The 26,571-nt window shown below is 64.3% G+C and carries 17 protein-coding genes; 8 read left to right on the plus strand and 9 right to left on the minus strand.

The window, feature by feature from the left end; genetic code table 11:
* Positions 1–22 precede the first annotated feature (22 nt).
* On the minus strand, positions 23–658 hold the full coding sequence (upp, locus tag ABIB90_RS21905; protein ID WP_354127265.1) for a uracil phosphoribosyltransferase: 636 nt from the start codon (positions 656–658) through the stop codon (positions 23–25).
* Positions 659–850: 192 nt separating this feature from the next.
* Complete coding sequence (locus tag ABIB90_RS21910; protein WP_354168286.1) at positions 851–1,318, minus strand: hypothetical protein; 468 nt, start codon at positions 1,316–1,318, stop codon at positions 851–853.
* A 484-nt stretch (positions 1,319–1,802) separates the two neighbouring features.
* Between ABIB90_RS21910 and ABIB90_RS21915 the strand changes: the two genes are divergently transcribed.
* The 6 genes from ABIB90_RS21915 (at position 1,803) to ABIB90_RS21940 (ending at position 9,947) form a co-directional block, all read left to right on the plus strand.
* Positions 1,803–1,892, plus strand: coding sequence for a K(+)-transporting ATPase subunit F (locus ABIB90_RS21915; RefSeq protein WP_018454042.1), 90 nt, complete (start codon positions 1,803–1,805; stop codon positions 1,890–1,892).
* Positions 1,893–1,923: 31 nt separating this feature from the next.
* Complete coding sequence (kdpA, locus tag ABIB90_RS21920) at positions 1,924–3,627, plus strand: potassium-transporting ATPase subunit KdpA (protein WP_354201344.1); 1,704 nt, start codon at positions 1,924–1,926, stop codon at positions 3,625–3,627.
* Positions 3,628–3,676: 49 nt separating this feature from the next.
* The gene (gene kdpB, locus ABIB90_RS21925; protein ID WP_354201345.1) at positions 3,677–5,791 is read left to right on the plus strand and encodes a potassium-transporting ATPase subunit KdpB; all 2,115 of its coding nucleotides are present in this window, start codon (positions 3,677–3,679) and stop codon (positions 5,789–5,791) included.
* A 106-nt stretch (positions 5,792–5,897) separates the two neighbouring features.
* Positions 5,898–6,500: a K(+)-transporting ATPase subunit C gene (locus ABIB90_RS21930; protein ID WP_354201346.1), complete on the plus strand. Its 603-nt coding sequence runs from the start codon at positions 5,898–5,900 to the stop codon at positions 6,498–6,500.
* A 37-nt stretch (positions 6,501–6,537) separates the two neighbouring features.
* Complete coding sequence (locus ABIB90_RS21935; RefSeq protein WP_354201347.1) at positions 6,538–9,261, plus strand: DUF4118 domain-containing protein; 2,724 nt, start codon at positions 6,538–6,540, stop codon at positions 9,259–9,261.
* Positions 9,258–9,947: a response regulator gene (locus ABIB90_RS21940; protein ID WP_007595746.1), complete on the plus strand. Its 690-nt coding sequence runs from the start codon at positions 9,258–9,260 to the stop codon at positions 9,945–9,947. The genes ABIB90_RS21935 and ABIB90_RS21940 overlap by 4 nt, the downstream gene beginning before the upstream one ends.
* A 133-nt stretch (positions 9,948–10,080) precedes the next feature.
* Here the strand turns inward: ABIB90_RS21940 and ku are convergent, their stop codons facing one another.
* Positions 10,081–10,965, minus strand: a complete 885-nt coding sequence (ku, locus tag ABIB90_RS21945; RefSeq protein WP_354201348.1) for a non-homologous end joining protein Ku — start codon at positions 10,963–10,965, stop codon at positions 10,081–10,083.
* Between the two features lie 117 nt (positions 10,966–11,082).
* On the opposite strand from ku, the gene ligD reads away from it, so the two are divergent.
* Positions 11,083–13,761, plus strand: coding sequence for a DNA ligase D (gene ligD / locus ABIB90_RS21950; protein WP_354201407.1), 2,679 nt, complete (start codon positions 11,083–11,085; stop codon positions 13,759–13,761).
* 94 nt (positions 13,762–13,855) lie between these two features.
* Here ligD and ABIB90_RS21955 read toward each other — a convergent pair whose 3' ends face one another.
* Positions 13,856–14,020 (minus strand): DUF3309 family protein, encoded by a 165-nt coding sequence (locus tag ABIB90_RS21955; protein ID WP_007595743.1) that lies wholly within the window; start codon positions 14,018–14,020, stop codon positions 13,856–13,858.
* Positions 14,021–14,204: 184 nt separating this feature from the next.
* Between ABIB90_RS21955 and ABIB90_RS21960 the strand changes: the two genes are divergently transcribed.
* Positions 14,205–14,522 (plus strand): polyhydroxyalkanoic acid system family protein, encoded by a 318-nt coding sequence (locus tag ABIB90_RS21960; RefSeq protein WP_007613819.1) that lies wholly within the window; start codon positions 14,205–14,207, stop codon positions 14,520–14,522.
* 3 nt (positions 14,523–14,525) lie between these two features.
* Here ABIB90_RS21960 and treY read toward each other — a convergent pair whose 3' ends face one another.
* From treY to treS, 5 genes are read right to left on the minus strand one after another with little or no spacing between them, the layout of a single operon-like run.
* Positions 14,526–17,312: a malto-oligosyltrehalose synthase gene (gene treY, locus ABIB90_RS21965; protein WP_354201349.1), complete on the minus strand. Its 2,787-nt coding sequence runs from the start codon at positions 17,310–17,312 to the stop codon at positions 14,526–14,528.
* Between the two features lies 1 nt (position 17,313).
* Positions 17,314–19,068, minus strand: a complete 1,755-nt coding sequence (gene treZ / locus ABIB90_RS21970) for a malto-oligosyltrehalose trehalohydrolase (protein WP_354201350.1) — start codon at positions 19,066–19,068, stop codon at positions 17,314–17,316.
* Complete coding sequence (gene glgX / locus ABIB90_RS21975) at positions 19,065–21,143, minus strand: glycogen debranching protein GlgX (RefSeq protein ID WP_007595729.1); 2,079 nt, start codon at positions 21,141–21,143, stop codon at positions 19,065–19,067. The genes treZ and glgX overlap by 4 nt, the downstream gene beginning before the upstream one ends.
* A gap of 3 nt (positions 21,144–21,146) precedes the next feature.
* On the minus strand, positions 21,147–23,285 hold the full coding sequence (glgB, locus tag ABIB90_RS21980; protein WP_354201351.1) for a 1,4-alpha-glucan branching protein GlgB: 2,139 nt from the start codon (positions 23,283–23,285) through the stop codon (positions 21,147–21,149).
* Positions 23,278–26,571: a maltose alpha-D-glucosyltransferase gene (gene treS / locus ABIB90_RS21985; RefSeq protein ID WP_354201352.1), complete on the minus strand. Its 3,294-nt coding sequence runs from the start codon at positions 26,569–26,571 to the stop codon at positions 23,278–23,280. The genes glgB and treS overlap by 8 nt, the downstream gene beginning before the upstream one ends.

The following is a 26,571-nucleotide window of genomic DNA, read 5'->3' on the forward strand; positions in this document are numbered from 1 at the left end:
TAACCCGATCGCGCGAACCTGTCTACTTGGTGCCGAACATCCGGTCGCCAGCGTCGCCCAGCCCCGGCACGATGTAGCCGTGGTCGTTGAGCCGCTCGTCGATCGCGGCGGTCCAGACCGGCACGTCGGGATGCTCGCTCTGGAACTGCGCGATGCCTTCAGGCGCGGCCAGAAGGCAGACGAAGCGGATGTCGCGGGCGCCGCGCGCCTTCAGCAGCGAGGCGCCGGCGCAGGCCGAGTTACCGGTCGCCAGCATGGGATCCATCAGGATCACGGTGCGGTCCGACAGGTCCTGCGGCGCCTTGAAGTAATATTCCACGGCCTGCAACGTCTCGGGATCGCGGTAGAGCCCGATATGGGCGATGCGCGCCGAGGGCATCAACGCCAGCATGCCGTCGAGGAAGCCGACGCCGGCGCGCAGGATCGGCGCCAGCGTGAGCTTCTTGCCGGCGATCTTGGGCGCCCGCATTGGCGAAATCGGCGTCTCGATATCGACCAGCTCCAGCGGCAGGTCGCGCGTCACCTCGTAGCCGAGCAGCATCCCGATCTCGTTCAGGATCTCGCGAAAGCTCTTGGTCGAGCGGTCCTTCTCCCGCATCAGGGAGAGCTTGTGCTGGACCAGGGGATGGGCGACCACGTTGACGTTGCTGATGCTCATGAAACCGATCTACACGGTTCCGTGAAACTGCGCCAGATCGGCCGAGTGTTTTTGGCCACGCCTTTTAGCCGTGCCTCTTGGCCACGGAGCCGGTTGCTCGCCCCGTAGGCAGCCATGGTCAATTCGCGGTCGATGCGCCTGAGGGCTTATGCTCCGAGGCTGCGCGCCACGACTGTGATGACAAGCGGCGGACTAGCCGAAATTTTCGCAGCCGACCGGCTCATAGAGCGGGTCAGACGCGGGACGAACAGTGGGAACGCTCGGACGCGAAACTTCCAGGGCCAATGCCTCGACCTCGATGAAAGCCGACAGCAGCGCCAGCGAAAGATCGACGTGGCTGGCCTCGACCGCGGCGTCGAGCCAGTCCGGCAACTCGCGTTCGCGCGAGAGCGCACAGTGCCATTCGCCCTCGTCATAGGCGATGCGGCGGACCTGCCATAGCGGCAGCTCCAGCTCTACCAGCGCCAGCGTGGCATCGGCCCAGGCCTCGACATCGATCAGGCGCATGATGCGTGCGGTGCGTTCGCTTGGTCCAAGCGAAGGGAAGCGGCGGCAGACGTGCGCGATGATGTCGAGCATCAACGGCCGCGTCATCACCTGCGTGTTGCGCAAGCGGTCGCTGAGTGACGGCAGTTCGTGGTGTCGGCGTGCGGCGGTCATGTCAGGCCTCCTGGAATTGGCGTCGGTCAGTCGGCCGGCCTCTCCAAGATGGCGAAAATGGCATTTGAAAACGATATGGGGGCGGGGCGGGAGATATAGGGATTTCATAAGTGTGGGATGGGGCGGTGGCGCGCCATTCTTCGCCGGGACGACGATGTGATGTGCCTCGCGAGCGTTGTCCGACCAGGCTGTCAGCCCCGCCCCTTTATGAGATTCCTATAACTTCGCCACGGCCTTCGTCTCGAAAACCTATGCCCGCGGTGGCACTTCAGCACGGTCAAAAGTCCCGGTAGGCGCCGTGGAATGCACCGGCATTTCCTTTCACGCGCCGACCGGGTCTCCCGAGAAACGGTTGCGCCGAAATCAAGGGCGCAACGAGGAGTATCTCCATGATGGACATTCTGATGCTGGCGCTGGGCTTCGGCTTCTTCGCCCTTGCGATCGGCTACACCTACGCCTGCGAGCGGCTTTGAGGGAGCGGACCATGATCTTCGATTATTCGCTCGCCGGTGCCGTTTCGCTCGGCCTCCTGTTCTACCTCACTTACGCGCTGCTGCGGCCCGAGCGATTCTGACCGTGCTCACGAAGCCTGAAGGGTTGATTTCATGACTATGATCGGTTGGCTCCAGATCATTCTCTTTTGCGTCATTATCGTCGCGCTCGTAAAGCCGCTCGGCTGGTACATGACGCGCGTGTTCAACGGCGAGCGGACCTTCCTGTCGCCGCTGCTGCGTCCGATCGAGGCCGGCATCTACTGGTTCTCCGGCGTCGACGAGAAGCGCGAGCAGCATTGGCTGACCTATACGGTCGCCATGCTGCTGTTCCACGTCGGTGGCTTTCTCATCATCTACGGCGTGATGCGGCTTCAGGATGTATTGCCGTTCAATCCAGCCGGGCAGTCGGCGGTCGCCGCCGACTTGTCCTTTAACACCGCGATCTCCTTCATCACCAACACCAACTGGCAGAACTACGGTGGTGAGAGCACGATCTCCTATCTCGTGCAGATGCTCGGCCTGACGCACCAGAATTTCTTGTCGGCGGCGACCGGCATCGCGCTGGCGGTGGCGCTGATCCGTGGCTTCTCGCGTGCGTCGGCACGCACCGTCGGGAATTTCTGGGTCGATGTCACCCGCTGCACATTGTACGTCCTGCTGCCCATCTGTGTCTTCTACACGCTGTTCCTGGTCTGGCAGGGCATACCGCAGACGCTTGGCGATTATGTCGATGCGACAACGCTCGAAGGCGCCAAGCAGACCATTGCGGTCGGCCCGGTCGCCTCGCAGGTCGCGATCAAGATGCTCGGCACCAATGGCGGCGGCTTCTTCAATGCCAACGCCGCGCACCCCTTCGAGAACCCGACCGCGCTGTCGAACTTCGTGCAAATGCTGTCGATCTTCGCGCTCGGCGCGGCGCTGACCAACGTGTTCGGCCGCATGGTCGGCAACCAGCGCCAGGGCTGGGCAATCCTGTCCGTGATGGGCGTGCTGTTCGTCGCTGGGGTCGCCGTCACCTATTGGGCGGAAGCCAGCGGCACTTCGACCATGCACGTGCTCGGGCTGACCGGCGGCAATATGGAGGGCAAGGAGGTCCGCTTCGGCATCGTCGCGTCCTCGCTGTTCGCCGTGATCACGACGGCCGCCTCCTGCGGCGCGGTCAACGCCATGCATGACAGCTTCACCGCACTCGGCGGCATGATTCCGCTGATCAACATCGAGCTCGGCGAAGTCATTGTCGGCGGCGTCGGCGCCGGCATGTACGGCATGCTGCTGTTCGTCATCCTCGCGATCTTCGTGGCGGGCCTGATGGTCGGCCGCACGCCGGAATATGTCGGCAAGAAGATCGAGGCGCGCGAGGTCAAGATGGCGATGCTCGCGATCCTGGTGCTGCCGCTGATGATCCTCGGCTGGACCGCGGTCGGCGTGGTCTATCCGGCGGCGGTCGCCTCAATGGCGAATGCCGGGCCGCACGGCTTCACCGAGGTGCTCTACGCCTTCACCTCGGCGACCGGCAACAACGGCTCGGCCTTCGCAGGCCTCACCGGCAACACTTTCTTCTACAACCTCACGCTGGCAAGCGCGATGTTCGTCGGCCGCTTCTTCATGATCATCCCGGCGATGGCGATTGCGGGTTCGCTGGCCGCCAAGAAATCGATCCCGCCGTCCGCGGGCACCCTCCCGACCACGGGCGGGCTGTTCGTCGGCCTCGTTGTCGGCGTGATTCTGATCATCGGCGGCCTGACCTTCTTCCCGGCCCTCGCTCTCGGTCCCATCGTCGAGCATCTCGCGATGAACGCCGGCCAAGTGTTCTGACCAGCGAGTGTTCTGATCGACCGCCTTCTGACTGTTCGGAGTGACCTCCATGGATACCATGAAACTGCAAAAACGCGCGTCCGTCTCGGCGATGCTCGATCCCAAGATCGTCGTGCCTGCGATCCGCGCGTCCTTCGCCAAGCTCGATCCGCGCTTGATGATCAAGAATCCCGTGATGTTTGTGGTCGAGATCGTGGCCGCGCTCACCACTGTGATCTTCCTGCGCGATCTCGTCACGGGCGGTGGGAATCTCAGCTTTACCTTCCAGATCATCGTCTGGCTCTGGTTCACGGTGCTGTTCGCCAACTTCGCCGAAGCGGTGGCCGAAGGCCGTGGCAAGGCGCAGGCGGAATCGCTGCGCAAGACCCGCACCGAGAGCCAGGCCAAGCTGCTGACCGGCGCCGGCCTGGCCTTCAATCTCGTGCCGGGGACCAGCCTCAAGGTTGGTGACATCGTGCTGGTCGAGGCCGGCGATACCATCCCCTCCGATGGCGAGGTGATCGAGGGCGTTGCTTCCGTCAACGAAGCCGCCATCACCGGCGAGTCCGCACCCGTGATCCGCGAATCCGGCGGCGACCGTTCGGCGGTGACCGGCGGCACCCAGGTGCTGTCCGACTGGATTCGCGTGCGGATCACGGCAGCGCAAGGTTCGACCTTCATCGACCGCATGATCAAGCTGGTCGAGGGCGCTGAACGAGCAAAGACCCCGAACGAGATCGCGCTCAACATCCTGCTGGCCGGCCTCACCATCATCTTCGTGTTCGCAACCGTCACCATCCCGAGCTACGCGGCGTATGCCGGCGGCTCGATCTCGGTGGTTGTGCTGGTCGCGCTGTTCGTGACGCTGATCCCGACCACGATCGGCGCGCTGCTGTCGGCAATCGGCATCGCCGGCATGGACCGCCTGGTCCGCTTCAACGTGCTGGCGATGTCCGGCCGCGCCGTCGAGGCCGCCGGAGACGTCGACACGCTGCTGCTCGACAAGACCGGAACGATTACACTCGGCAACCGCCAGGCGACCTCCTTCCGCCCGGTGCGCGGCGTCACCGAGCAGGAGCTCGCGGACGCGGCCCAGCTCGCCTCGCTTGCCGACGAGACCCCGGAGGGCCGTTCGATCGTGGTGCTGGCCAAGGAGAAATACGGCATCCGTGGCCGCGACATGGCCGAGTTGGGAGCCACCTTCATCCCGTTCACGGCGCAGACCCGCATGAGCGGCGTCGACGCCGGCGGCTCGTCAGTGCGCAAGGGCGCGGTCGATGCCATCCTCAACTATGTCGGTGGTGGTGCACCGCTGGTGGTCGCCTCAGGCAACACGGCTCGTTCCATCCAGCCCGCCGGGCTCTCGGACATCGGTCGCGAGATCCAGACCATTGCCGACGACATTTCGAAGGCCGGCGGCACGCCGCTGGCGGTCGCCAGGGACGGTAGGCTGCTCGGCGTCATCCAGCTCAAGGACATCGTCAAGGGCGGCATCCGCGAGCGCTTTGCCGAGCTGCGGCGCATGGGCATCCGCACCGTCATGATCACCGGCGACAATCCCATGACGGCCGCCGCGATTGCAGCGGAAGCCGGCGTCGACGACTTCCTGGCGCAGGCAACCCCGGAGGACAAGCTCAAGCTGATCCGGGACGAGCAGGCCAAGGGCAAGCTGGTGGCGATGTGCGGCGACGGCACCAACGACGCGCCGGCGCTCGCGCAGGCCGACGTCGGTGTCGCCATGAACACCGGCACGCAGGCGGCCCGCGAGGCCGGCAACATGGTCGACCTCGATTCCAATCCGACCAAGCTGATCGAGGTGGTCGAGATCGGCAAGCAGCTGCTGATGACGCGCGGCGCGCTGACCACGTTCTCGATCGCCAATGACGTCGCGAAATATTTCGCGATCATCCCGGCGATGTTCCTGGCGTTCTACCCCCAGCTCAACGTGCTCAATGTCATGAACCTGTCGAGCCCGCAGAGCGCTATCCTGTCGGCGATCATCTTCAACGCGCTTGTTATCATCGCGCTGATCCCGCTGGCGCTCAAGGGCGTCGCTTATCGCGCGGTCGGGGCGGGCGCATTGCTCCGGCGCAACCTGCTGATCTACGGCCTCGGCGGCATCGTCATTCCCTTCATCTGCATCAAGGCGATCGATCTCGCGGTCGTTGCCTTGCACCTGGCTTAACCCGTCATTGCGAGGAGCGAAGCGACGAAGCAATCCAGACTGCCTCTGCGGAAAGATTCTGGATTGCTTCGCTTCGCTCGCAATGACGGAGAAATAGGAGAAACACATGCTCAGAGAAATCCGTCCCGCCATCGTCCTGCTGCTGGTGCTCACCGCCGTCACTGGCTTGGCCTATCCCCTCGCGATGACCGCTATTGCCGGCGCAATCTTCCCCGCGCAGGCGCAGGGCAGCATGATCGAGAAGGACGGCAAGGTGATTGGCTCCGCCCTGATCGGGCAGGAGTTCAAGGACGACAAATATTTCCACGGCCGTCCCTCCGCGACGGTAGCGCCGGACCCGAACGATTCGACCAAGACGGTGCCGGCGCCCTACAACGCCGCCAATTCGGGTAGCTCCAATCTCGGCCCGACCAGCAAGGCGCTCGCCGACCGGCTGAAGGAAGATGTGGACAAGCTCAAGAGCGAGAACCCCAATGTCGCCGTGCCGGTCGACCTCGTGACGACCTCGGCCAGCGGCCTCGATCCGGATATCTCGCCGGAAGCGGCGCAATTCCAGGTGCCGCGCGTAGCGAAGGCGCGAAACGTGCCGGAGGATCAGGTCAAGCAAATGGTGGCTTCCAACACCGAGGGCCGCCTGCTCGGCCTGATCGGCGAGCCCCGGGTCAACGTGCTGGCTCTCAATCTCGCGCTCGATCGTGCCACGAAGTAGTCTAGGCTAGGTCCGCGCGGATGATTATATTGAGCTGATGGTCCGAGAGCGCCGCGATCCCGAACAACGTCCTTCGCCCGAGGCGCTGCTGGAAGCTGCGCGCCGGGAGGAGGGCGTGAGCGGCAAGCTGAAGATCTTCGTCGGCGCCGCGCCCGGCGTCGGCAAGACCTACGAGATGCTGCAAAGCGCCCACGCCAGGCGCAAGTCAGGCATCGACGTCGTGGTCGGCTTCGTCGAGACCCATGGCCGGGCCGAGACTGAGGCGCTGGTGCGCGGGCTGGAAGTGATCCCGCGCAAGAAGCTCGATTATCGCGGCCAGACTGTCGAGGAAATGGACCTCGACGCCGTGATCGCGCGCCGGCCGAAAATCGCGCTGGTCGACGAGCTCGCCCACACCAATGCCGCCGGCAGCCGCCATCCAAAACGCTATCTCGATGTCCAAGAACTGCTGTCCCATGGCATCGACGTCTACACCGCCGTCAATATTCAGCACATCGAGAGCCTGAACGACGTCGTTGCGCAGATCACCCATGTGCGGGTGCGGGAGACCGTGCCGGATTCGGTGTTCGACCGCGCAGACGCCATCGAACTGATCGATCTCACGCCGGACGACCTGATCCAGCGGCTGAAAGAGGGCAAGGTCTATGTCTCCAGGCAGGCCGAGCGGGCGCTGGAGCATTATTTCTCGCCGGGCAACCTGACCGCGCTGCGCGAACTCGCGCTGCGGCGCACGGCCGAGCGGGTCGACGAGCAGCTGCTCACCCACATGCAGGCGAATGCGATCGCGGGTCCCTGGGCCGCAGGCGAGCGCATCCTCGTCTGCGTCAGCGAAGATCCGCGTGCGGCCAGCCTCGTGCGCTACACCAAGCGGCTGGCCGACCGGCTGCACGCGCCGTTCATCGCGGTCTCGATCGAGACGCGGCGCTCGCTCCAGCTCTCCGACGAGCAGCGCGACCGACTGGCCGATACGCTGCGGCTCGCGGAATCGCTTGGCGGTGAGGCGCTGACGATTCCGGGCGTCGGCCGCCGCCTCGCCGACGACGTCGTCAACTTCGCGCAGGGCAACAACGTCACCCAAATCGTGATCGGCAAGTCGACGCGCTCGCTCTGGTTCGAGATCACGCGCGGCTCCGTCGTGCACGATCTGGTGCGCCGCGCCGGGAACATCAGCGTGCATGTCATCCCTGGCGATGAGCTCACGAGCGAGCCGGCGCCAAAGACGGCGGTGCAGACCGCAACGCGATCGGAGCCGTTCGATGCGCGGCCCTATCTGAAGGCTCTCGGGATCACCGCACTTGGCCTCGCTGCTGCCGTGGCCATCAAGCCGTATTTCGGCATTGAGAACGTCGACCTGATGTTCCTGACCGCCGTGGTGACCGTTGCCGTGCGCTACGGATTGTGGCCGTCGTTACTTGCGAGTGTCGCGGCATCACTCGCCTACAATTTCTTCTTTCTGCCGCCGGTCTATACCTTCACCATCACCGATCCGACCAATGTCGCGGCGTTCTTTTTCTTCATGCTGATTGCGTTCGTGGTGTCGAACGTCGCGGGACGGGTCCGAACCCAGGCCGATGCTGCGATCGGCCGCATCCGAACCACCGAACAGCTCTATGCTTTCAGCCGCAAGCTCGCCGGCACCGGCACGCTCGACGACGTGCTGTGGGCGACCGCTTACCAGATCGCGCTGATGCTGAAAGTCCGCGTGGTGCTGCTGTTGCCGGAGGACGGCCTGCTCACGGTGAAGTCGGGCTATCCCCCCGAAGACGATCTCGATCAGGCCGATCTTGCCGCCGCCAACTGGGCCTGGAGCAACGACCGCCCTGCAGGCCGCGGCTCGGACACCCTGCCTGGCGCAAAACGGCTGTTCCTGCCGATGCGCACCGGGCGCGGCCCGATCGGCGTGATCGGCATCGACGACGACCGCACCGGTCCCTTGCTGACGCCTGACCAGCGCCGGCTGCTCGATGCGCTGGTCGACCAGGGCGCGCTGGCGATCGAGCGCGTGCTGCTGGTCGAGGACGTCGATCGCGTCAAGCGCTCCGTCGAATCCGAGCGGCTGCGTTCCGCATTGTTGACGTCGATTTCACACGACCTGAAGACGCCGCTCGCATCCGTGCTGGGTGCAGCCTCGACCATGCGCGATCTCGCCAGCGCGCTCTCCGACACCGAGAAGCGCGACCTGCTCGCGACGGTCATCGACGAATCCGAACGGCTCAACCGCTTCATCGCCAATCTGCTCGACATGACCAAGCTCGAATCCGGGGCCATCGTGCCCAACACGGCGTTGCACGATCTCGGAGAGATCGTCGGCAGCGCGCTCCGGCGGGCAGCCAAGATCCTCACCGCCCACAAGGTGGAGCTGGAGTTGGCCGCAGACCTGCCTATGCTCCAGCTCGATGCGGTGCTGTTCGAGCAGGTGCTGTTCAACCTGCTCGACAACGCCGCCAAATATTCGCAGCCCCACGCGGTGGTCTCGATCCGCAGCCGGCGCGACAGCGATCATGTGGTGCTCCAGATTGCCGACGAGGGCGACGGCATTCCGTCGGAGGAGCTCGAGAGCGTGTTCGACAAGTTTTATCGCGCGCAGAAGGGCGACCATGTCCGTCCCGGCACCGGGCTCGGGCTCGCCATCTCCCGCGGCTTCGTCGAGGCGATGCATGGCACGATCTCGGCCGCGAATCGCAGCGACCGGAGCGGCGCGGTTCTGACCATCCGCCTGCCCATTCCGGCCCCGACCCACGCATTGGATACCGCCGCATGAGCGCAGCCCCGATCAAGGTGCTGGTCATCGACGACGAGCCGCCGATCCGCAAATTGCTGCGGATGGGGCTCTCGACGCAAGGCTATGAGATACTGGAGGCGTCGAACGGCAAGACCGCGCTGGAGAAGCTCAGCGAGGGTCCCGCGCTGATCATCCTCGATCTCGGCCTTCCCGACATCCAGGGCCATGAGCTGCTGCGCACCATCCGCGCCCGCAACGAAGCTGTGCCGATCGTGGTGCTGTCGAGCCGTGGCGACGAGGCCGGCAAGGTGGAGGCGCTGGATCTCGGGGCCGACGATTACCTGACAAAGCCGTTCGGCATGGACGAGCTGCTGGCGCGCCTGCGCGCCGCGCTGCGGCACCAGCTTCAGATCCAGGGCGAACGCCCGGTGTTTCGTGCCGGCGATCTCTCGGTCGATCTGGTGCGCCGGATCGTCAAAGTCGGCGAGCGCGACGTCAAACTGTCGCCGAAGGAATATGACCTCCTGCGTGTGCTGGTGCAGCACGCCGGCAAGGTGCTCACCCACCGCTTCCTGCTGAGGGAGCTCTGGGACGAGTTGACCGACGCGCAATATCTGCGCGTCTATGTCCGCCAGCTCCGGCAGAAGATCGAGGCCGATCCGGAACGGCCGCAATATGTGCTGACGGAGACGGGCATCGGCTATCGGTTGAAGGCGGGGGATTGACGTTCCAGAGACACTTGTAGGGTGGGCAAAGGCGCAAAGCGCCGTGCCCACCATTTCGGTCGCAGTGCGCATAATGGTGGGCACGCTCCGCTTTGCCCACCCTACGAGATCTAGAATTAGGCGAGCAGTCTCCTCAGCTCGCCTTCCTCTGCCGCGCCGTCGAGCGATGCGTCTTCTTCGCGACCCTCGTTCGCCCCGATGCCCGGCGCGCATGGGACTTCGCCGCCGTCTTCTTTCCGCCGCGTCCCTTCAAGCTCTGCTTCAGCGCATCCATCAGGCTGACGACGTTGCTCGGCTTCTCCTCGGGCTCCGGCAGCTCGATTGTCTTGCCGCTGGCCTTGCGCTTCACCAGGGCCTTCAGCGCGTTCTCGTAGTCGTCCTTGAACTTGCTGGGATCGAAATGGGAAGCCTTGGTCTGGAGGATATGGCCGGCGAGCTCAACCATGTCCTTGGTGATCTTCGGGCTCTTGATGTCGTCGAAGAACTGGTCCTCGTCGCGCAGTTCGTAGGGGAAGCGCAGCGTGGTGCCGAGCAGGCCCTTGCCGAGCGGCTCGATCGCGATGATGTGCTCGCGATTGGTGAGCACGATCTTGGCCAGCGCGACGCGATCCTGGTCCTTCATGGCGTCGCGGATCACGGCAAAAGCATCGACCGCGGCCTTGCCGTCGGGCGCGATGTAGTAGGGATGGTTGAGGTAGCGCTGGTCGATCTCGTCGCTCGGCACAAAGCTCTCGATGTCGATGGTGTGATTGCTCTCGATCTGGACCGCTTCGAGCTCCTCTGGCTCGATCTCGACATATTTGCCCTTGCGCAGCTCGTAGCCGCGGCCCTTCTGGTCGCTCTCGACGACGTCGCCGGTCTCGGCGTCGATCATCTGCTGCTTCAACCGGTTGCCGGTCTCGCGGTTGATCATGTGAAACCGCGTCTTCTCGGCCGCGGTGGTCGCCGGATAAAGCACAACGGGACAACTGACCAGCGAGAGCTTCAACGTTCCCTTCCAATAGGCGCGCGGTGCCATTCCGTTCTCCAGCGTCTGCGAGTCATTTTGGAACCCCAACCGTCCCGCGGGGTTTTGGTTCCGGGTGGGATGCGGGCCGTGATAGGCTTTCACGCCAAAGAGAATCCGGGACCAGTCGTGCTGCAAAAGCTCTCCAAGTATCGACAGAAACGTGATTTCGAGAAGACGCCGGAGCCGTCGGGCAAGACCGCGGTGGCGCCGTCGAAGCAGCGCCGCTTCGTGATTCAGAAGCATGACGCCACGCGGCTGCACTACGATCTGCGGCTCGAGTTCGACGGCGTCTTCAAGTCATGGGCAGTAACGAAAGGGCCCTCGCTTGATCCGCACGACAAGCGGCTGGCCGTCGAGGTCGAGGATCACCCGCTCGACTATGGCGACTTCGAGGGCACGATTCCGGAGGGCCAGTACGGCGGCGGCACGGTCATGCTGTGGGACCGCGGCACCTGGGAATCCGAAGATCCCGAACGCGGTTTCAAGAAGGGCGATCTGAAATTCACACTGCATGGCGAGAAGCTGCACGGCAGCTGGGTCCTGGTGCGCATGCGCAACGATCGCACCGGCGGCAAACGGACCAATTGGCTCTTGATCAAGCATCGCGACGAATATGTTCGCGAGGGCGCAGACAACGACATTCTCGAGGAGGACAAGTCGGTCGCCTCAGGGCGCGCGATGGAGCAGATCGCCGGAGGCAAGGGGCGCGCGCCAAAACCGTTCATGCTGGCGAAGGGCACCAAGGCCAAGGCCGACGCGGTCTGGCAGTCCGATCGGGCGGACGAGGCGAAAGGGCGCACGGTCAAGCCGGCGCCGCGCGCGGCGTTGAAGGCCGGCAGGACGGCAAAGAAGAAAGCCACGACCGCAACGACCGCGAAGAACGCGGCGGAGATGCCGGACTTCGTCGCGCCGCAGCTCTGCACGTCGGTCGAGCGCCCGCCGGGCGGCGATGGCTGGTGCCACGAGATCAAGTTCGACGGCTACCGCGTGCAGCTGCGGGTCGAGGGCGGCAAGGCGACGTTGAAGACGCGCAAAGGCCTCGACTGGACCGAAAAATTCGCGAGCATCGCGAAAGAAGCAGGCGCGTTACCGGACATGATGATCGACGGCGAGATCGTCGCGCTCGACCATAATGGGGCACCGAACTTTTCGTCGCTCCAGGCGGCGCTGTCGGACGGCAAGACCGAGGAGCTGATCTTCTTTGCGTTCGACCTGCTGTTTGCGGAGGGTCTCGATTACCGCCGGCTGCCGCTCGGCGAGCGCAAGGCGCGGTTGAAGGAGCTGCTGGAGGCGCGCAAGCGCAAATCGAGCCAGATTCGCTATGTCGAGCATTTCGAAAGCGGCGGCGACGCCGTGCTGCAATCGGCCTGCAAGCTCGAGCTCGAGGGCGTGGTGTCGAAGAAGCTCGACGCGCCCTATCGTTCGGGGCGGACGGAAAGCTGGACCAAGGCAAAATGCCGCGCCGGCCATGAGGTCGTGATCGGCGGCTACAAGACCACCAATGGCAAATTCCGCTCGCTGATGGCCGGCGTGCACCGCGGTGACCATCTCGCGTTCGTCGGCATGGTCGGCACCGGTTTCGGCGCCGACAAGGTCAAGCGCATCATGCCGTCCTTGAAGGCCATGGAGGCGAAGCAAAGCCCCTTTGGCGGCAAGAATGCACCGAAAAAGACGCGCGAGGTGCACTGGCTGAAGCCGGAGCTCGTGGCCGAGATCGAGTTCGCCGGCTTCACCGCCGACGGGAATATCCGCCAGGCCGCCTTCAAGGGTCTGCGGCAGGACAAGCCGGCGGAGGAGGTGGAGGCTGAGACACCGGTCGATACCGAGCTTGCCGAGCCCTCGACGAAGCCGCGCGCGAAAGCGAAGACCGGCGCACGAACGGCCCAGGCCGGCGGCAGTGCCGAAGTGATGGGAGTCGTCATCTCCAAGCCGGACAAGGAGCTCTGGCCGGACGATGGCAATGGCAATCCCGTCACCAAGCTGGACCTCGCCCGCTATCTCGAAGCCGTCGGCGAATGGATGATCGCGCATCTCAAGGGCCGGCCGTGCTCGCTGATCCGCGCCCCTGACGGCATCAAGGGCGAATGCTTTTTCCAGCGTCACGCCATGCAGGGGACATCGAATCTTCTGGAGCTCGCAAGGGTCTCCGGCGATCGCAAACCCTATTTGCAGATTGATCGAATCGAGGGGCTCGCCGCCGTAGCGCAGATCGGCGGTGTCGAGCTGCATCCCTGGAATTGTGCGCCCTACGCCTACGATACCCCGGGCCGGCTGGTGTTCGATCTCGATCCCGCGCCCGACGTCGTCTTCGCCGAGGTCGTCGAGGCCGCCAAGGAGATGCGGCAGCGGCTGACCGACATCGGCATGGAAAGCTTCTGCAAGACCACCGGCGGCAAGGGCCTGCACGTCGTGGTACCGCTGCGTCATGGCGCGCGCGATCAGGTGAGCTGGAAAGAGGCCAAGGCCTTCGCACAAGGCGTTTGCCAGTGGATGGCGGACGACGCTCCCGAGCGCTATCTGCTCAACATGTCGAAGAAGCTGCGCAATGGAAAGATCTTCCTGGACTATTTGCGCAACGATCGCATGTCGACGGCGGTGGCACCGCTGTCGCCGCGTGCACGCGCCGGCGCCACCGTGTCGATGCCGCTCACCTGGGCGCAGGTGAAGACCGATCTCGATCCGAAGCGCTATACGTTGCGGGCGGTGCCGGGGCTGCTGCCGCGGTCGAAGGCGTGGGATGGTTATGACGATGCGGCCGTGTCGATCAAGGCAGCGATCAAGAAGCTCGCGGGGAAAACGAAGTAGGGTGGGTTAGCGAAGCGTAACCCACCACTTCTGTTGACGCGGAGAGAAAAAAGGTGGGTTACGCCTTGCGGCTAACCCACCCTACCGAACCCGGCTAGATCCGTCCCAGCAGGAGCAGGATCAGCAGGATCACGATGACGAGCCCGAGACCGCCGCCGCCGTAATAGCCGGTGCCGTAGAACGGGCCGCCGCCGATGCCGCTGAAGCCGCCGAGCAGCGCGATGACCAAAATGATCAGAATGATCGTACCGATAGACATGCCAAATCTCCTCCAGCCCTTCGTTGAAGGGTCTCTTGCAACCTGTCCCGTTGTGCCAGGGCAACTTGCCGCAGGTTTTATAGTTCCGCCTATGAAACACGGCGTGCACGCTCAACTTGCATGGAACCTTTGTGGTACCGGTGGGCATGATTATGTGAGGTTCAATCACTAACGGGGCAGAGCCATGTCAGCACCGCTTGTCGTCTCTATTCCCCACCGCCTCGGCCGCGAGGAGGCGGTACGCCGGCTCAAGACCGGGCTCGGCCGTGCTGCCGCCAGCATTCCGGTGATGCAGGTCGAGGAGGAGCGCTGGAACGGCGACAGCATGAATTTCCGCATCCGCGCGCTCGGGCAGATTGCGAGCGGCCAGGTCGATGTCGCCGACGATCATGTCAAGGTGCAGGTGGTGTTGCCCTGGCTGTTGCAGCGCTTTGCCGAGATGGCGCAGGCCACGATCCGCAAACGCGGCCAGCTGCTGTTGGGCAAAGACGGGAAGAGCTAGCGTTCAAGCGCGGGTGCGCTGTCGCACCGGTTTCGCCGCGTCCACGGGCCGCGCCGGGATGACCGAAGCGGGAAAACCGCGAAGCGCCTGCGCGAGCGGCAGATCGTTGCCGGCGAAACCCGGCATGCTGTAGCCCGTGACGTCGATGGTGGCGTCGGCCTCATCGAGCGCCGGCCATTCGCGTCCTGCTTGCGTGAAAGGTGCGAAGTGGCGCCCGACAATGACGATCGCAGCAGTACGGCCGTGGCGGCGGGCAAAGGCCACGACATGGTCGGCATGTGCGCCCCGCACCTGAAGCGGCTGGTAGTCGCCTCGCGCGAAGACGTCGGACAACTCGTTGCGCAGCTTGAGCAGGTGCCGCGTCCAGGCCAGCTTGAGCTGGCCGTCCGGCCAGCTCTTGATCAGGTGATTCCAATCCGGATTGTCCAGCGTGCCCAGCGCCGCGTGTCGCGCGGAAAAATCCACCGGGCGGCGGTTGTCGGGATCGACCAGCGACAGGTCCCAGAATTCGGTCCCCTGATAGAAATCGGGCACGCCCGGCAGAGTCGCTTTGAGCGTGAGCTGGCTCAGCGCGTTCAGCGCGCCGAGCAGCGCGACGCGGCGAGCCAGGGTTTGCAGCGCCTCCAGGAACTCGCCTGATTGCGCGGGATCGAGGATCTTCGCGATGAAGCTCTTGACGCCGCTCTCGTAGGCCTCGTGCGGGTTGAGCCAGCTGGTCTCCTCCTTGCCCTCGCGCGCGGCCTTGAGCGCATAGGCTTGGATACGCGCGACGAAGCCGGCTTCGGCCGACTCCCCAAGCGGCCAGGCGCCGAGCAGGGTCTGGTAGAGCATGTATTCGAACGTGGCCGACGGAGCGCGCAGATTGCCGTCGAGCGCGAGGTGCGGCGCGTTCAGGACTTTCCAGCGTGCCACGGCGCTGGTCCATTCGCCGGGAATTTCACTTAAGGCAGCGATCCGCGCGCGGGCGTCCTCGCCACGTTTGGTGTCGTGCGTGGCGGTCGCCGTCATCCCTTGCGGCCATTCCCTGGCGCGGGCCTGCATGGTCTCGTGGAAAGCGGGAATGGTGAGGCCCTTGCTCGCGGGATCGCCGCCCACTTCGTTCAGGGCGAGCAGCCGGTGAAACTGATAGAAGGCAGTGTCCTCCAGCGACTTTGCCATCATCGGCCCGGTGAACTGCTGCACCTTCAGCGCAAAGCGGCGCACGCGCGGGGCGCTGTGCGGGGGACGGCTAGGCTTGAGCAGATCCATGGTGAGCGCGTCGCGCAGGAAGTCGAAAATGCCTTCGTCTGCGGCGAACCATTCCTGGCGAGCGGCCTCGATGGTGTCGTCGATCAGCTTGCGATCGTTCGCGGTCGGCGCGCTTGTCGTCAAATAGGTGCGGTACACCGGGAAATGCAGCACGTAGAGCTCGAGCGCCTGCCGCAGGCTGTCGGCGGAAAAGTCGCGGGTCGAGTAGTGCCCGTTGGCGATGCGCGCAAGCAGGCGCGTCAGAACCGTGAATTCGCTAGTCAGCAGCGTCTCCAGCACGCGCCGTTTGGCGTCCTTGACATAAGGCGCGAGCCGCGGCGGCCGGTTGCTGATCTGCCGCCAGATTTCGTCCAGGGCCTCCAGCCCCTTGGCGTCGACCAGAACGTGAGTGATGGCGTTCATCCACTCATAGCCGGTGGTGCCCTGGACGCCGGCGAAATGCGGCAGGCGCTCGTGCTCGCACAGGATTTTCTCGATCACCGTATAGAACGGCTTTGTGGTGCCCTGGGCGTCGCGCACCAGCCGGCGCAGCCGCTGGCAATATTGCGCGGGATCGCGCAGGCCGTCGATATGATCGAGCCGGATGCCCTGCAGTTTGCCGTCGGCAATGAGTTGCTTCACCAGCCGGTGCGTGGCGGCGAACGTGCCGGGATCCTCGACGCGCATGCCGGCGAGCCCGTTGACGTCGAAGAAGCGGCGATAATTGATGTCGCTGGAGGCAAGCCGCCAGTGCCCGAGCTTGTAGTGCTGGCGCTCCAGCAAATGATGCAGCGCCAGCGTCTGTGCGGGGCGGTCCTTGGCGGCGCGATAGGCGCCGAGGCCGCGCGCGATGATGTCGGCGTCGCCTGCGATCTCTTTGAGCTCCGCCTTGAAGCCGGGCGCTTCCTTGCGGTTGGGGCGCCGCAGTCCCGTGTAGCGGGCCGCCAGCGACAGCAGGCGCTTGCCGGCCTCGGTTTCGGCGGCGTCGGCTTCCTTCACGATCATCCGCAGCATCTCGCCATAGCGCTCCGGCGCGATCGGCAATCGATGCTCGAAATACCAGGCGGAAAAACTGCCTTCGGCCGGATCGTAGCGCAGCTCGATATCGCCGCTCTCGAGCGCTTCGCCATAGGACGCTCCGAGGATCGGCAGCAGCACGCCGCCACGGGCGCGGAAAGCTAGTTGATCCCAGTCGATATCGAAGGAGACGGCGTGCGGCGAGGCCTGGCCCCATTCCAGCACGTCCAGCCACCAGGGATTGTCAGCAAAGTGCACGCCGACATGGTTCGGTACGAAGTCGATGATGAGGCCGAGGTCGTGTCGCGTCAGTGCTTCGCTCAGCCGCGCGAAGCCGGCCTCGCCGCCGAGCTCCGGATTGAACTGGCTGTGATCGACGGTGTCATAGCCGTGGGTCGAGCCCTTGCGGGCCTTCATCACCGGCGAGGTGTAGAGATGCGTGATCCCCAGCGCCTTCAGGTAGGGCACGACTGCGGCGGCCCTGTCGAAATCGAAATCCGCGGTGAGCTGAAGCCGGTAGGTTGCGAGAGGAATGGCTGGAGGCATGTCAACCTCCGAGGCGCCAGACCACCGACCAGGGCGCAAGCCGATCGCCGGTCGCGCCGCCCCAGATCAGGGTCCCCACACCGTCGTCGGAATATGCGGCGTCCTTGTCGGAGAGATTGGCCACGAGGCGCAACGTCGCGCCATCCCCCATGTGCCAATGTGCGGTGAGCAGCCCGCTATCGGCCACGGCGGCATCACCGAAGCGCGCACCTTTCAGTCGTGGCGCGACCTCCTTGTGGCGGAGTGCGAGCAGCTCCCGCACCAGCGCGAGGCGTGCATCCTGCTCCGGCGTGTGGCCGCTCCAGTCGAGCACGGCCGATCGCAGCGTTGCCGGATCGAGCGGGTCGGGCACGTCGTCGCCGTACTTTTCATAGGCCCAGGCGTATTCCTGCCTGCGCCCCTTGCGGACGGCATCAGCCAGTCCGCCCTGGAAGTCACAGAAGAACGGGAAGGGCACGGTGGAGCCCCACTCCTCGCCCTGAAACAGCATCGGCACCATCGGCGCGAGCAGGGTCACCGCGAGTGCTGCTTCGATCTGCTTGGGCGATGCCAGGCTTTCGAGCCGGTCGCCGAGCGGCCGGTTGCCGATCTGGTCGTGGTTTTGCAGGAAATTGACGAAGGTTGCCGGCGGCAGCGCGTCACTCTTCTCGCCGCGCGGCTTCTTGCCCCAGAATTCAGAGATTTCGCCCTGATAGACGAAGCCGGAGGCGAGCGCGCGTGCGAGATCGAGGCGCGGTGTTTGATAGTCCGCGTAATAACCAGCGAGCTCGCCCGTCAGCATCACGTGCCAGACGTGGTGGTAGTCGTCGTTCCACTGGGCGCGATATTTGCCGTTCGGAGGCTCCTGCGCGGCGTCGAGCAGGCTCGCGCGGTTGTCGCCGTTCTCCAGCACGAGATGGATATGCCGTCCCGTGGCCTTGGCAAGCTCGCCCGCGGCGACGCTGAGGTCCTGCAGCATCGATTGCTCGCCGGGGATCGCCATGATGTGATTGGCGGCATCAAGCCTCAGGCCGTCGAAGCGATAGTCGCTGAGCCACGACAGCGCGTTCTCGACGGCAAAAGCGCGAACCTGCGGCACGCGATAATCGATCGCACTGCCCCATGGCGTGTGCGCGTCGGTGAAGAAGGCGGACGCGTAGCGGCCGAGGTAATTTCCCTCGGGGCCGAAATGATTGTAGACGACGTCGAGGAACACCATCAGCCCGCGCAGATGGGCTTCGTCGATCAGCGCCTTCAAATCATCGGGATGACCATAAGCGCTGTCGGGCGCGTACCACAGCACGCCATCATAACCCCAGCCGCGACGACCGGCGAAGTCGGCCAGCGGCATCAGCTCGACCGCGGTGATGCCGGTCGCTACGAGATGATCGAGCTTGTCGATCATGGCACGATAGGTGCCTTCCGCAGTGAAGGTGCCGACATGCGTCTCGATCAGTACCGTCTCTTCCCAGGGACGCCCGCGCCAATCGGGCGTGCGCCAGGCGAAGGCGTCATGATCGATCACCTCGCTCGGGCCGGACACGTCGTCGGGTTGGAATGCAGACGCCGGATCCGGCACGTCGATCTCGTCGTCGATCCTGAATTTGTAGTTGCTGCCGACGGGCAGATTGGCAATCTCGGCGACATACCAGCCATCCTGCCGGCGCTGCATCGCGTGTCGTCTGTCGAGCAGGAGATCGACACGACGCGCTGCAGGCGCCCACAGCCGGAACGACACGCCGTCCTTCGTCGGCCTCGCCCCGAAGGATGGCCTCATAGCGCCCCCGCGAAAGCGAGCACGGAGCGCGGCGGCGCCTTGCTGTCGCTTCCGGGCAGGAAGTCGACCGTGTTCAGCTTGGCGTCGGTCGTGTTCAGGATTTGCTGCCAGCTCTTGTATTCGGTCAATTTTGGCAATTTGAATGCGATCTCTTCGGGGGCTGCGTTGAGTACGATAAAGATCGCGGCGCTGCCCGGTTCCATCGGCCCCATCACATAGGAGAGGAACCGCCCTTCCGGGAATTTCCAGTCGCTTTCCGTCATTTCGTCGCCGGCCGGCGTCAGCCACAGCGCGCCGTAGGAGATGCCGTCCTTGGGGCGGCCGTCGAGCCAGCGATGGCTGCGAAGCTGCGAGAACCGGCGGCGGATATCGGCGAGCTCGGCGACGAAATCGACCATGTCGTCGCCGTCCTTGCCGAGATTGTCCCAGCCGACCCAGCCAACCTCGTTGTCCTGGCAATAGGCGTTGTTGTTGCCTGATTGCGAATTCCCGACCTCGTCGCCGGCGAGGATCAGCGGAATGCCCTGCGCCAACATGAGGCAAGCCAGTACGTTCTTGCGAAGCTGCCGGCGCAAGCTGACGATTTGGGGATCGTCGGTCGGGCCCTCGACACCGCAATTGTTGCTGTGGTTGTCGTTGGAGCCGTCGCGATTGTCCTCGCCATTGGCCTCGTTGTGCTTCTCGTTGTAGCTGAAGAGATCGGCGAGGGTGAAACCGTCATGCACGGTGATGTGGTTGACGCTGGCGCGCGGCCGCCGTCCGTCGTGGTTGAACAGGTCGGAGGACGCCGTCATGCGGCTGGAGATGTCGCCGATCAGGCTGCCTTCGCCGCTCCAGTAGCGGCGCATAGCGCTGCGATAACGGTCGTTCCACTCCGACCATTGTGAAGGAAATGCGCCGACCTGGTAGCCGCCAAGGCCGAGGTCCCAGGGTTCGGCGACGAGCTTGACGCTCGCCAGCACCGGGTCCTGGCGTATCGCGGTCAGGAACGAGCTGCCGCGATCATAACCGTTCGGCCCGCGCGCCAGCGTGGTGGCGAGGTCGAAACGGAAGCCGTCGACGTGGCAGACCTCGACCCAGTAGCGCAGGGAATCCATCACCATCTGCAGCACGCGCGGATGGGTGAGGTTCACCGACGAGCCGCAGCCGGTAAAATCGTCGTAGTAGCGCGGGTTCTCGCGGTTCAGCCAGTAATAGGAGGCGTTGTCGATGCCGCGGTAGCACAGCGTCGGGCCGAGATGATTGCCCTCGGCTGTGTGGTTGTAGACGACGTCGAGCATCACCTCGATGCCGGCATCGTGCAGGCGTGCGACGGTGGTGCGGAAGGAATCGAGGGCGTTGTCCTGGGCGTAGCGCTGCTCGGGCGCGAAGAAGGACAAGGTGTTGTAGCCCCAGTAATTGGCGAGCTTCTTCTCCACCAGGATGCGGTCATCGACGAAACTGTGCACCGGCAGGAGCTCAACGGTGGTGACGCCGAGCTTCTTCAGGTGCTCGATCATCGCCGGTGAGGACAGGCCGCCATAGGTGCCGCGCAAATTCGGCGGGACGTCGTCGCGCTTCTGTGTCAGTCCCTTGACGTGGGCCTCGTAGATGATGGTGTCTTCCCAGGGAATGTTGGGCCGGATCTCGCGGCGGCCCCAGTTGAAGGTCTCGTCGACGACGACAGCCTTGGGCATGCCGCGCGCGTTGTCGCGCCGGTCGAACGACAGATCCTCGCGCGGGCTTCCGGTGCGATAGGCGAAATGCGCGTCACTCCAGACCAGCCGCCCGGAAAGCCGCTTGGCATAGGGGTCTAGCAGGAGCTTGTTGGCGTTGAAGCGGTGGCCTTGTTCGGGCTCGTAGGGGCCATGCACGCGGTAGCCGTAGAGCTGGCCGGGCGAGACGTCGTTGAGATAGCCGTGCCAGACATCCTCGGTGCGCTCCGGCAGCTCGACGCGCTCGAGTTCGCGGCGGCCCTGCATGTCAAACAGGCACAGCTCGACCTTCTGCGCGTTGGCGGAGAACAGCGCGAAATTGGTGCCGCGTCCGTCCCAGCTTGCGCCGAGGCGTGCGGGCGATCCAGCAGTCAGGCGCATCGTTCAGCTTTCCGGAACGAGGAAGATCGCGGCGAGCGGCGGAATGGTGAGGCGGAGCTCGCCATTGACGGCGTGGACTTCGCCGATATTGCCGACATTGCTGCCGCCGTAATGGGCGGAGTCGGAGTTGAACACTTCCTTCCACTTGCCACTGAGGGGCGCGCGAACGCGGTAGTTGCGATAGACGTTGGGTGAGAAGTTGACGATCACCATGCACCGGGCGTGCTCGTCAAATCCCTTGCGCAGCCATGCGAAGACGTTGCGGTTGGCGTCGTCGGTGATCAGCCATTCGAACCCGGCCTGCTCGCAGTCCATCTGGTGCAGCGCCGGCACCGCGCGATAGAGCCGGTTGAGATCGCGGATCAGCGCCTGGATGCCTGAATGGGGCTTGTACTCGAGCAAGTGCCAGTCGAGCGACTGGTCGTGATTCCATTCGCGGCTTTGTGCGATTTCGGCGCCCATGAACAGCAGCTTCTTGCCGGGATGGCCGAACATGAAGCTGTAATAGGCGCGCAAATTCGCGAAGCGCTGCCATTCGTCTCCGGGCATACGCCCGAGGATCGAGCGCTTGCCGTGCACGACTTCGTCATGCGACAGCGGCAGGACGAAATTCTCCGAGAAGGCGTAGTGCAGGCCGAACAGGATGTCGCCGTGATGATGCTTGCGGTGGATCGGATCCTTGCTGATGTAGTTCAGCGTGTCGTGCATCCAGCCCATGTTCCACTTGTAGCCGAAGCCGAGCCCGCCGAATTCTACCGGGCGCGAGACCTGCGGCCAGGCGGTGGACTCTTCGGCGGCCGTGGTCGCCTGCGGGAAACGTGCGAACAGCTCGGTGTTGAAGCGGCGCAGGAACGCGATCGCCTCGATGTTCTCCCGGCCGCCATGCTGGTTCGGAATCCACGCGCCGGGCGGACGGCTGTAGTCGAGGTAGAGCATGGACGCGACGGCATCGACGCGCAGTCCGTCGATCGCGTAGCGCTCGAGCCAGAACAGCGCGTTGGACACCAGGAAGTTCGTGACTTCGGTGCGGCCGTAATTGTAGATCAGCGTACCCCAATCGAGATGCCGGCCCTGGAGCGGATTGGCGTGCTCGTACAGCGCTGTGCCGTCAAAGCTGCCGAGCCCGTGCGGATCGTCCGGGAAGTGGCCGGGCACCCAGTCGAGCAGCACGCCGACGCCCTCGCGGTGGCAGGCATCGACCAGTGCAGCAAAATCCTCCGGCGTGCCGAAGCGGCTGGTCGGCGCATACAGGCCAGTCGGCTGATAGCCCCATGAGCCGTCGAAAGGATGCTCGCTGACGGGGAGGAATTCGAGATGGGTGAAGCCCATGTCGCGGGCGTAGGCCGGCAGCTGCTCGGCCAGTTCGCGATAGGTCAGCCATTCATTGCCGTTCTTGCGCCGCCACGAGCCGAGATGGACCTCGTAGATCGATATCGGCGCAGACAACGCGTTGATGCCGTCGGGTGCCGGTCGCGGCCGGGGCAGATGTGCTTCGTCGAACACGATGGAAGCGGTCTTCGGCCGCACCTCGCTTGCAAAGGCCATCGGATCGGACTTCAGCGGAAGCAGATGGCCATGCGGTCCGATAATTTCGAACTTGTAGTGGTCGCCCGCCTTGGCGTGCGGGATGAACAATTCCCAATAACCCGCGCCGCGCACCCGCATCGGATGGCGGCGTCCGTCCCAGAAATTGAAGTCGCCGACCACGGAGACACGCCGGGCATTGGGCGCCAGCACCACGAAGCCGATGCCATCGATGCCGTCGAGCCGCATCGGATGCGCGCCGAGCTTGTCGTAAAGGCGCTGGTGCGTGCCTTCGCCGAGCAGATAGAGGTCGAAATCGGTCAGGATCGGCGGAAAGCGATAGGTGTCCTCGAATTCGATGACGTTGTCGCCGAACTTCGCGCGGAGCTGATAGTGCTTCGCGCCGTTCGGAAGAGCGCCGATGAACAGGCCGGCATCATGGACGCGATCGAGCTTCGCCACCTCGCCGTGCTCGCCCACCGCCTCGACATTGGAAGCATCGGGAAGAAACGCGCGCACCACGCTCTTGTCGCCCTCGGGATGCAGCCCGAGATAGTGGAAGGGATCGGAGTGGCGACCCTCGATGATCGCATAGGCCTCGGCAGGGAGTTTAGGCATGGGCTTCGCTCTCGATACTGGACAGAATGCGAAGCAGTCCGGACAGCGGCGCATGGAGCCCCTCAGGCCGGTGGGACAGCTCGTACTCTACTTCCTCGAACGCTTGATCAAGCAGGAAAAACCTTAACAGGCCTGCCGCGGATTGCGGATCTTCCGGCCACAGCCGCCGATCGGTCATGGCTTCGCGGTAGGCGGTGAGGAACGTCGCGGTGGTGCGCTCGCGCCATTCGTCGAGCGCAGCCGTAAGCCGGCCCTGTTCGTCGGAAGCACCCGTGAGCGCGCGGTGGAGCGCCGCGTTAACCGAAAGATCAATCGAGCGGATCAGGCCGGCAACGTCGCGCGCCGCAGGCAGCTTGCGCCGCTTCTCCGCCAGCGGCAAACGCGGATCTCCGTCGAAGTCGATGATGAAGATATCGTCCTTCACGATCAGAGTTTGCCCGAGGCGGAAGTCGCCATGATGACGGATGTTCAACCCGCCGATCCCGGCAGGTAGTAGCGCGCTGAGCCGGCCGGACAGGGACGCGCGCTCCGCGGCGAGCTGATTGATCAGCGGTCGGTCCACCTCCCGCAGGCTGTCGGTGCTGGCGGCCAGCCGCTCGAAAACCCGCTCGGCCCGTGCCTTGAGCTCGGATGACCAGCGCTTGATGTGTGCGGAGCCAATCGGCTCCGGCGCGAGATCGCCGGGCTTTGCGGCGGCCAGAGCCACATGCAGCTCGGCGAGCCGTCGGCCGATCTGCGTAATGAAGTGCAGATAGGGCGCTTGCTCCTGGGTCTCGCGGGGCATCTCGCCCGGTGGCAGCACCCGCTGCTCGTCGATATAGCGGTCGAGATAGCCCGCAGTGACGCCCCAGCCGTCGCCCTGGTTCTCGACATAGGCGTGCAGCACGCCGACTGCGCTGCGACGGTCGTCTTCGACCAGTTCGACGCTGCCGAGCAGTGCCGGCGTATTGGCAAAGCGGGCGATTTCGGTGAGGTAGGAGCCGATCTCGATCTCGGGATTGATACCGGCTTCGAGCTGGCGATAGATCTTGGCGACATATTGATTGTCGACCAGCGCGGTGCTGTTCGACTGTTCGATCGCGCGGATGCGTTCGGGCTCCTTGATGGTGTACTCGGCAAACCGGCTGGTCGCCTTGAAGTCCAGCCGCAGATTGTTTTCTTCCACCACCAGGTTCTGCGACAGATTGCGCAGGAACAGGCCAATGAAGATCTGCTCGGTTGCCACATCCAGCAGCGTCCCTTCGCGGGCACCCTGACGTACGGCGGCGAGTGCCCTGGGATTGAAGCGTTCGCGGTCGAAACGCACCCATTCGATCTGCATCGGCAGCACGTAGCGCGTGGTGACGTCGCCCTGCGCCGCCTCGAAAAACGCGATCCAAGGCCTGTTGTCGCCGATGTCGCAGAACGGCACCGCCGAGGTCAGCGTCGGCTTGATGTGCTTGGGATTGTGCTCGGGATACCAGCGCGTGCGCGACAGGAATCCCGGCAGCACCTCGTGCTCGAACACGCCCCGCTCGCGCGCCAGCGACACCCAGGTCGAGTTCACCGGCACCACCAGCGTCTCGAATTCCGGCACCGCGCGCGGCGTCACCGGCTCGGACTTGTCGCGCTCGGTGAGCTGGAACCAGTAGAAGCCATAGGGCCCCAGCGTGACCATGTAGGGCAGTTCGCCGATCGCCGGAAAACGCGTGCGGCCGAGCATCTCCTGCGGGATGCGGTCCTTCCAGGGCGACAGATCGAGCTCGGTCGCCTGGGCCGCCCGCGACAGGTTGGCGACGCAAAGGATCACCTCGTCGCGGTACTGTCGGACATAGGCCAGCACGGCGCGGTTGGCCGGGCGGATGAAGGTCATGGTGCCGCGGCCGAAGGCGAGCGTCGATTTGCGCACCGAGATCAGGCGCTTGGTCGCGCTGAGCAGCGAGGACAGGCTGCGCGACTGCGCCTCCACGTTCACCGATTCGTAGCCGTAGACCGGATCCATGATCAGCGGCGCATAGAGGCGGGCCGGGTCGCAGCGCGAGAAGCCGCCGTTGCGATCCGGGCTCCACTGCATCGGCGTGCGCACGCCGTTGCGGTCGCCGAGATAGATGTTGTCGCCCATCCCGATCTCGTCGCCGTAATAGATGATCGGCGTTCCCGGGAAGGACAGCAGCAGCGAGTTCATCAGCTCGATCTTGCGCCGGTCGTTGTCCATCAGCGGCGCGAGGCGCCGGCGGATGCCGACATTGATGCGGGCACGTGGATCGTTGGCGTAGGTGGTCCACAGGTAGTCGCGCTCGACGTCGGTCACCATCTCCAGCGTCAGCTCGTCATGGTTGCGCAGGAACAGCGCCCATTGGCAGCTCGCGGGAATGTCCGGCGTCTGGCGCAGGATGTCGGTGATCGGGAAGCGGTCCTCCTGGGCGATCGCCATGTAGATGCGCGGCATCAGCGGGAAGTGGTAGGCCATGTGGCACTCGTCGCCGCGGCCGAAATATTCCTGCACGTCCTCCGGCCATTGATTGGCCTCGGCCAGCAGCAGCTTGCCCTTGGAGTAGGAATCCAGCTCGTGGCGCAGCCGCTTGATGATGGCATGCGTCTCGGGAAGGTTCTCGTTCGAGGTGCCTTCGCGCTCGCAGAGATAGGGAATGGCGTCCAGACGGAAGCCGTCGACACCGGCATCGAGCCAGCGCTTCATTACCTGGATCAGGGCGCTGACGACGCGCGGATTGTCGAAATTGAGATCCGGCTGGTGCGAGAAGAAGCGGTGCCAGTAGAAAGCGCCGGCCTCGTGATCCCAGGTCCAGTTCGACTTCTCGGTGTCGGTGAAGATGATGCGGGTGCCCTGGTATTTCTGGTCGGTGTCGCTCCAGACATACCAGTTGCGGGCGCTCGAGCCCGGAGGGCTGCGGCGCGCGCGCTTGAACCAATTGTGCTGGTCCGAGGTGTGGTTGACGACGAGCTCGGTGATGACGCGCAGCCCGCGCTTCTGCGCTTCCTGGATGAAGCGCTTGAAATCCTTCATCGTCCCGAAATCGGGATTGACCGCGCCGTAGTCGGCGATGTCGTAGCCGTCGTCGCGGCCGGGCGAAGGATAGAACGGCAGCAGCCACAGCGCGGTGACGCCGAGCTCCTGGAGATAAGGCAGCTTCTCTGTCAGCCCTGCGAAATCGCCGATGCCGTCCTGATTGCTGTCGGCAAACGCCTTGACGTGGAGCTGATAGATGATGGCGTCCTTGTACCAGAGCTCGTCCACGATCTCGGCAGCCTCGGCTTTCTTGGTGTCGACGGAAGACAATACGTTCAT

This window comes from Bradyrhizobium sp. JR4.1, from assembly GCF_040548605.1.
GTDB classification, from domain to species: Bacteria; Pseudomonadota; Alphaproteobacteria; order Rhizobiales; family Xanthobacteraceae; genus Bradyrhizobium; species Bradyrhizobium canariense.